6 protein-coding genes are annotated in these 7,288 nt (G+C 36.9%); 2 read left to right on the top strand and 4 right to left on the bottom strand.

Translation table 11 applies throughout. From position 1 onward, the window contains the following. The first annotated feature begins 1,181 nt into the window (after window positions 1–1,181). On the top strand, window positions 1,182–1,655 hold the full coding sequence (locus MHH26_RS19180; protein WP_268479398.1) for a DUF3967 domain-containing protein: 474 nt from the start codon (window positions 1,182–1,184) through the stop codon (window positions 1,653–1,655). Between the two features lie 322 nt (window positions 1,656–1,977). Here the strand turns inward: MHH26_RS19180 and MHH26_RS19175 are convergent, their stop codons facing one another. Beyond that, window positions 1,978–2,382: a hypothetical protein gene (locus MHH26_RS19175; protein WP_172693060.1), complete on the bottom strand. Its 405-nt coding sequence runs from the start codon at window positions 2,380–2,382 to the stop codon at window positions 1,978–1,980. Between the two features lie 16 nt (window positions 2,383–2,398). After that, window positions 2,399–2,875: a hypothetical protein gene (locus tag MHH26_RS19170; RefSeq protein WP_223250918.1), complete on the bottom strand. Its 477-nt coding sequence runs from the start codon at window positions 2,873–2,875 to the stop codon at window positions 2,399–2,401. A gap of 302 nt (window positions 2,876–3,177) precedes the next feature. Between MHH26_RS19170 and MHH26_RS19165 the strand changes: the two genes are divergently transcribed. Next, entirely contained in the window at window positions 3,178–3,729 is a 552-nt protein-coding gene (locus MHH26_RS19165) for a hypothetical protein (RefSeq protein ID WP_226805420.1), read from the top strand. 218 nt (window positions 3,730–3,947) lie between these two features. Here MHH26_RS19165 and MHH26_RS19155 read toward each other — a convergent pair whose 3' ends face one another. Both MHH26_RS19155 and MHH26_RS19150 read right to left on the bottom strand, forming a co-directional pair. Further along, window positions 3,948–4,973 (bottom strand): protein rep, encoded by a 1,026-nt coding sequence (locus MHH26_RS19155; protein WP_340974449.1) that lies wholly within the window; start codon window positions 4,971–4,973, stop codon window positions 3,948–3,950. Window positions 4,974–5,736: 763 nt separating this feature from the next. Further along, on the bottom strand, window positions 5,737–6,855 hold the full coding sequence (locus tag MHH26_RS19150; RefSeq protein WP_340974448.1) for a Rap family tetratricopeptide repeat protein: 1,119 nt from the start codon (window positions 6,853–6,855) through the stop codon (window positions 5,737–5,739). Window positions 6,856–7,288 lie beyond the last annotated feature (433 nt).

Below are 7,288 nucleotides of genomic sequence, written 5' to 3'. Positions count from 1 at the left end.
TCGACGACTGTCGTCGTCTTCCGCTGCGCACCTTCGCCAAACAAAACAGACGCACAAATATTTCTTTAATCTTACCATTTTTAACTCTTTAATTCCAACGGTACAATGCCCTGGCATTCTGCTTTGAACGGAGAGAAAACCCACAGCACCTATTTAGGTGCATAAGTGGGCACTGGTTCCCTAGTGACTCTTTTCGGGCTCTGCCCAAACCCGCCAACGGTCAGCCCGTTGGATCGCAAATATTCAAACCCCCTACCCCCGATCTTCGGGGGATGCCCCTTCGGCGGGCGCAAACAAACGGGGTTTGTTTGAATCAATAGGCTTTGGGTGTGGTGAATGAGTCAACTCCTTAATGCTCACTTTCGTTCCGCTTACCGTTGACTCATGCCGAATGTTTTTCACTCCATTTTTTAAACAGTAACGCTCCTTTTGAGTGCACACTTTTCCGAAACAACACAAAACAAACACGAACTTAATTCACCATCATTAAACCCTTGTTGCTACTGATTTTTTTGCAAAACGTTACCTTTCTTTGTGTGCAGTGCGCTCCTTTTCAAACACAAAACGTTACCAAACTTTCGTGAAAAACCCCCGTTGGCTTTTCTAAAAACACGCACATTTTTTGGTGCGTATAACTGGGCACTTGGACAAGTGATTGGCAACTGGTCGATCATTTTCCATTACTGATCCGCCAGTGACCGGCTCGTTTTTTAGTAGTGATCGGGAAGTGATTACCTCAAAAACCGCCACTTCTGCAGAAGTGATCAGCACCACTTCTATGGGGTCATTTTTTTGCTAGGCTTTGCCTAGTTCCACACCATAAGTGGGGACAAAAACCCCTTATGCTCTTCTCACTTTTCCTTTTTATGGTGTGGCAGATTTGCCGTTTCTGACACATCACCGCATTTTTCTCCTAAAAAAAGGTGTGTCAGTTTTTCATTTTTAGGCACATTCTTTTCAAAAATTGCAACCGCCACGAAACAAATCACCCTGTGATTTCAAGCATGAAATGGTTGCAGTTTTCCCTTATGCTCTTTTCACCTTTTCCGAAATGTCTCCAGCGACACTTATCAAAATTTTTCTCTTTCAACCCGCTACGCAAAACAAAAACATTTTGCCTTTTGATCTAGGAGGGCGTAGCGTATATCGTAGCGAATGAATCATAAAGAGGTGAACCCGCTATGAAACCCGAAACCTACCTTTCTTCACAAGACATTGCAAACAAGCTCAATGTCTCCAGCGTCACGATACGCAAATACGCCGCCATGCTTGAGAAAAACGGCTATCATTTCGCCAGAGACACTAAGGGATGGCGTCAGTATAATGAGTCCGATTTATCCGCTATGGAGTATATATACACACACTCTAAATTGAGTGGTAAATCACTAGAAGAAGTAGCCAAACTTGTAGCGACCTTGTATCGGTCAAACTTGTCCATATCGGATACCGCTACACCGCTACAAGATGTCAATGTCGCCGATCTCATTCAAAGACAAGAGGAATTCAATCGGGCCATCCTAAAACGACTCGAACAATTTGAAGAACAGCAAAAAAAGCGAGATGAAAATCTCATGCTCGCTTTGAAAGAATCCATTGAAACAAAAAAAATGATTGCTGCTGCTCAACAAAAAAAGTGGTGGCAATTTTGGAAATAGGACACTCACGACAATGGCGGACTTATACACCCCCTTGTATGAGTGCTAAAATCTCTTGATTTCCGTCAAGAATGTTTTGAAGAACAACAAAAAAAGCGAGATGAAATCTCATACTCGCTTTCAAAGAACACATTAGAACTAACAAACAATTAAAAACAGCTTAAATGAATAATCCTAAGCAAATACCCATAGAAGAACAAATAAACTGATTGTAAAATCAATAATTTCAAGTGAAATATCAGAAATTTGATTATAGAAAAACCAGCTAAAAATAAACAGAGTACTTATTACACAATAAAAGTATTTAGACATGATTTAAACTCTATTCTTGAGATAAATAGTCAAAATCAGTTTCTTCGAACTCAGGTAACTGTTTTTCAATACCAACTAAATCTAAAATTTCTTGAACATATGTACGAATAGCAAGCATGTCAAAAGGAAAATCAAAATCAAATTCTTCTTTCACTGAAACAATATCCATACAATATGAACAACTATGCTTCATTCCTAACATATCGTCATTAAAGCTCAAAACATCCTGATATGATTCATCAGATAATTCAAAGTCAGATATTAAGTATATATCTACTTTATTACCCTCTTTAGACAATCTCTGATCACAAAAAAGGAGAAAAGCATATTTTTCTGAATCCTGTGACACTACTTGAAAAAATTCAAATTCTCTCAAACGAAGTAATCTTTTAAATCTTGTTTTCAAAGTTCTCATCTAGTTCAGAATCCCCTCAAAATATAATTGCTTTCCACTGCGCCATAGTAAGCATAGCAAAAGTGATACCTAATGCAACAGCTAATGTAACAATTGGTGTAGGATCCCACACTAACTGCCACCAACTAAATTTACTAACGTTCTTACGAGCATCTTCAAGTTTTTTTTGTTTCTTTTTATATTTATCCCATTGAGACTTAGATTTTAATGTCTTTACAACAGACTTCGGAGCCTTCTTCAAAGTAGAACCATCATGTTTAGTTCCATCCATATTTTCAGAAGCAATTTCTTTGCTTCCTTTATAAACATGAACATGCCACTTACCTGTTTTTTTGTCATGTGGTTCATCAAATCCAGCTTTATATCCCTTACCTAAATTAACCCACTCTCTATTAGCAGCAGAAGCACTTTTAGATGATACCAAAATTGAAGAAGTGAAGGCAAAAGCAAAAATCATAGAATAAATAAGTAATTTTCTAAAAATAACAGACATATCAAATCTCCTTAAATAATATTTAACAAGTGAAATTATACAATCCAAAATAAACAAAAAATTGAATATAATAATATTTTAAGGAAATTTTAAGAGTCTTTAGGTGGTTAACACTTTTCTTCTGATTGATTATGTAACTCTTGATGCCAAAAAACAAAGCACTAAAAAAATAAAAAAATGATTGCGGACACCGCAATCAAAATAAAAAAATTCCAAAATGGTAATATAGTCATTGATTTGGAAAAAAATATGATATAAGCTGGTATTTGTATTCCAATTAACCCAGAGGAGGAAAATTTATTATGATTATTTCTGTAAAGAAAAACTGGAAGTCTATTTTAGCTGTATTATGTGCATTAATCCTTTCTATTACTGCTTTTTCACCACTAGCAAGTGCAAAAACAGTAACCGAAGAAGAAAAGGCAGCTCAACAAATCGCTTCTGACATGCAATTCATTTTTGAGAAAGCTTCTGTTCAAAAAAACGGGAAGTATGTCTTAAATGAGTCATTAGTCGCTAATAAATTCGGACAAGAGAACGTTGCATCAATTGCAGCATTTGTTAAACTTGTAAATGGAGAAGAACTGGAAGAAAAGGATTTAGAAGGTGTTCCTTATCCAAGAACTGGGGAAATCTCTACAGCATCATGGAAACAATGTGTGATCGACGAGGTCCTTGAATACACTGGAATTGGATTTCTCACAGGTGGAATGACAACACTCATTGAAAAAAAGCTGTGGGATAAATTAGCTCTAGAGATCATAAAAATCGTTGGAAAGAACGCAGTCAAAGGTGGAGTTGTTGGATTATCAGCTAGCTTTGCTTGGTTCAGCGTTAAATGCATTGGAAAATAAGCTATAGGTAAAGGAGACAAATTAATATGAACAGTATTAAATACATATCTTATTTTGTAATATCTTTGGTACTGCAACTACTGTGGTTCCTAGCAATAAAGAAAAGCCCAGAGGTCACAATAATAGATATGTTAGCTTTGTCTCTATTATTCACACTTTTCATGTTTATCTTTGACAAAGTATTCAAAAAAAAGCAGACTACTTAGTCTGCTTTTTTATTAATTGATTATGTAATTCTTAATGCCAACATGCCAATGCGCCATAACCTCAAACGTTTCATTGGCTACCTCATCATCATCTTCTTCAATCTTGATCAGATCTCCATCCTCTGCATCTGTCAAATTGAGTTCCTTATGAATCTCTTTCAAGATCCCGCCGTACCCGATCAACCGTCTGGCATTTAACGCATCATCCAAATAATAAACCGTATCAAGATTTTCTTCGGTCACTTCATTTCCACGTATCACATCCGTATCCTTGACAGGATACTTTGAAATTTCAAGAATGGCCTTTTGTTCTTCCATTGCTTCGCGGACTTCTTTTTCAATCGCTTCCGCATCGATTCCCTTTTTTCCTTTGACCCGCTGCACATGCACAATCGGTGTATAATCCAATTTCATGGCACGCTTCCAAAAGCTTGTCCACTCTGCTTGTTTGATATAGCTTTTACCTGTAAAGTAACTTCTTTTCACTGGAATCAACACATGAAAATGCGGGTGATATGTATTTTGTTCATGATTTTTCGTAATCTCTAAAGCTCTAAAAAAACCAAGTGTTCCAGTTTTCACTTTTTTATATTGAAACAGCTTTCTAAAGCCCTGCATCATATCAGTAATCGTTTGTTTTAAATCATCACCCTCAACATTTTTCACTGTCAACGTGAGGAATATCCACGCAGGCTTATATTGCCGATTTGCTTCTTCTACAATCAACTTATTGTGACAAGCAATTTTTAATGACCTTCGCCACGCACACATAGGGCATAACCTCACTTTACAAAAATAGGCTTGATATAATCGTAGTCTGCCCGTTTCGTTATCTCTTCTAAACGCAAGACATTCCGCACAATCACATACTTTCTCTGCCTTTTTTCCGTAGTAAGGCGCACCGGTACGCTTTTCAAGTCCTTCATAATGAGCCGCCATAAGCAACGATCTCACCTTTTTCCCTCTCCAATCCCGCTTTTTACCTGTTGCGGTTTTGTCATGAAGGATGCTATAATTCGATTCAGATAAATATGACAAAGCAAAAAAACTCCTTCTGACGCTAGTTCTCTAGCATTCTATTATTTAAGATTCGACACCTTAATAATAGCAGATGGAGTTTTGTGCTGTCAAAATACCTTTAAAGCCTTGATACCACTGGACCTAGCACACTTTTTTAAAATGACAATGTTTCTATATGTATCAAGATAAGAAAAGACACGATTCTGACTCCGTCAAAATCGCCCAAAAAGCTGGCGAAACCGCCATCTTTTTAAAAGATCAAAACCCAAAAACCTAAAAGACCAAAGACTAAACCAAATTTCCCCGCAGGGGGAGATTTTTTTTGTTTTTTTGACCCTACTCAAAAATTGAGTCCCCCCGTTTTTATAGCCTTAACACTTTTCTTATAACCTTTCATTAGCTTTTAACACCGTTTTTATAGCTTTTAATCACTGAAACCTTGCAATCATAGGCTCTACTTTGCCCGTCAAAAACTCCACACCGTTTTTGTAGCCTTTCACTCAAAACCTGACACCAGAACGTAATAATCACAATCTGGATAATCACGTTCTGGTAATCACGCTCAAAAACCTAATCGTTTACGTCTTATTTCCAAGTAACTACACATGATATTTCCACAAAAAAACAGACCTAAAAGGTCTGTTAATTTTCATGTTACAAATCGAATACGATACATCATGTTGCATTCCTTGAAGCAACAGAAACGCTGTTATCTTGCGTCGCTAAACCATAAACCGGCGCAACAGTCACAGCTAAAATCAAAACGGCAGCCATAATTTTTTTAAACGTCATATTCAAAATCGCCCCTTTGAATCAGTTTCTGAACTTGGATCATCTTCTTGTAAAAAAATACAGAATCATCCAATCGTTCTATGTCATTATAAAATCTTCCAGCCTCTAAAGCTAGGTCTTCTAAATAAGGATAACCACGACTATATAAAAGTTGATCAAATTTTTGATTCACTTTAACACTAGGCGAAACCGTCACATATAACTCATGAAGCACATTAAAAAGATCGACAAACATATGATCATCATACTTTTCAGCATAGCTTTTTCCTTTCACACAATAATCAAGAGCTTCTTCTTTTAGTCCCTGCTTAAAGAAAATGATGGCTAAATCATAACAAGCTTGTACAACCTCTTTAGCACCGATCTTCTCGCCTAACTCTAATGCACGTTGATAATATACTGTTGCTTTCGCAACATCATCTTGTTTATTAAAACAGTTTCCTAAATTCAACAAACCCTTAGTCGTAATGTAATCATGGCCAAGTGCAATAGATTCCTGTAAAGCTAGTTTCAAATGGGGAAGTGCCTTCTCATAACTGACCAGATCGTCATAATTTCCCGCAATCACGAATCTACACTGGATTAACCTAACTTGATATATACTGTTTGCCTTATAAGCATGATACGCCTGTTCAACATAATACATAGATAGATGTGTTTGCTTCATGTGATAAAAGATTTCTGCCATTTTGAAAAAGAACTCCGCACGCTCCAATTCATCAGCTACTTTATCAAGTTTTCTTTCAGCATAGCGATAAAATGTAATAGCTTTTATGTACTCCCCTTTAGAAAACTCATACATCCCTCTGAAAAAATTGAAATAGTACTCCATAATACCAGTAAGCCTTTTTCCTTCACCTTCGACAGCTCTCAAATAATCAGCTTTGTTGACAGTATTTTTTGAAGGGTTTACGTATTCAAGCATCTGTTCATGGCGAAATTCCATTAGCTGAAAATAAAGAACAACCTGTTCGTCTTCCTCCATCAAATCCAGTTCATTCTTAACTTCGTTACGGAGAATCTCTGCATCTGTCACATTCAACCTTTTGATATGCCGATACCACTCATTAATCTTCTGACCAACCACAGGCGCTGCAATAGTTCCCATACCATCAATCCCCCGATACATCGCTTTTTTATGTTAAATCCTAGCACATGAAATACGGCTATAACTTGCTTGAGTTTCCATTTTTGAAAATTTTCGGTATCTCGCAAACGTTTTTTAAAATGAATTCAGCAGACAAAACGAAAAAACGCATTTAAATCCCTTATAAGCGTTTTTAACTCATCCCACTATTTGAATTACCCGAACAAAAATAAAAGCGCTCAGAATCGAATCTGAACGCTCTCAACGGCATTTTTGAAATACAGCCTTGATATTTTTATAGGTTTAATCATTCAAATAAATCTTTGCCACAAACTCAAAACGAGTCAATCCATTGCTATGACTAGCTTCAATTTGCTTTTTTCTTCCGTAGTACCCCCCTGTTAGAGTGGGGGGGTTCCCGTTTGGCTCTCGGTGCTTCGCTGTTCGTTGCCAC

Origin of the sequence: Bacillus sp. FSL K6-2839, assembly GCF_038003365.1 — a bacterium.
GTDB lineage: Bacteria > Bacillota > Bacilli > Bacillales > Bacillaceae > Bacillus.
Note: the sequence above shows the minus strand (reverse complement) of the source record. Positions and strands in the feature narration are given on the sequence as shown.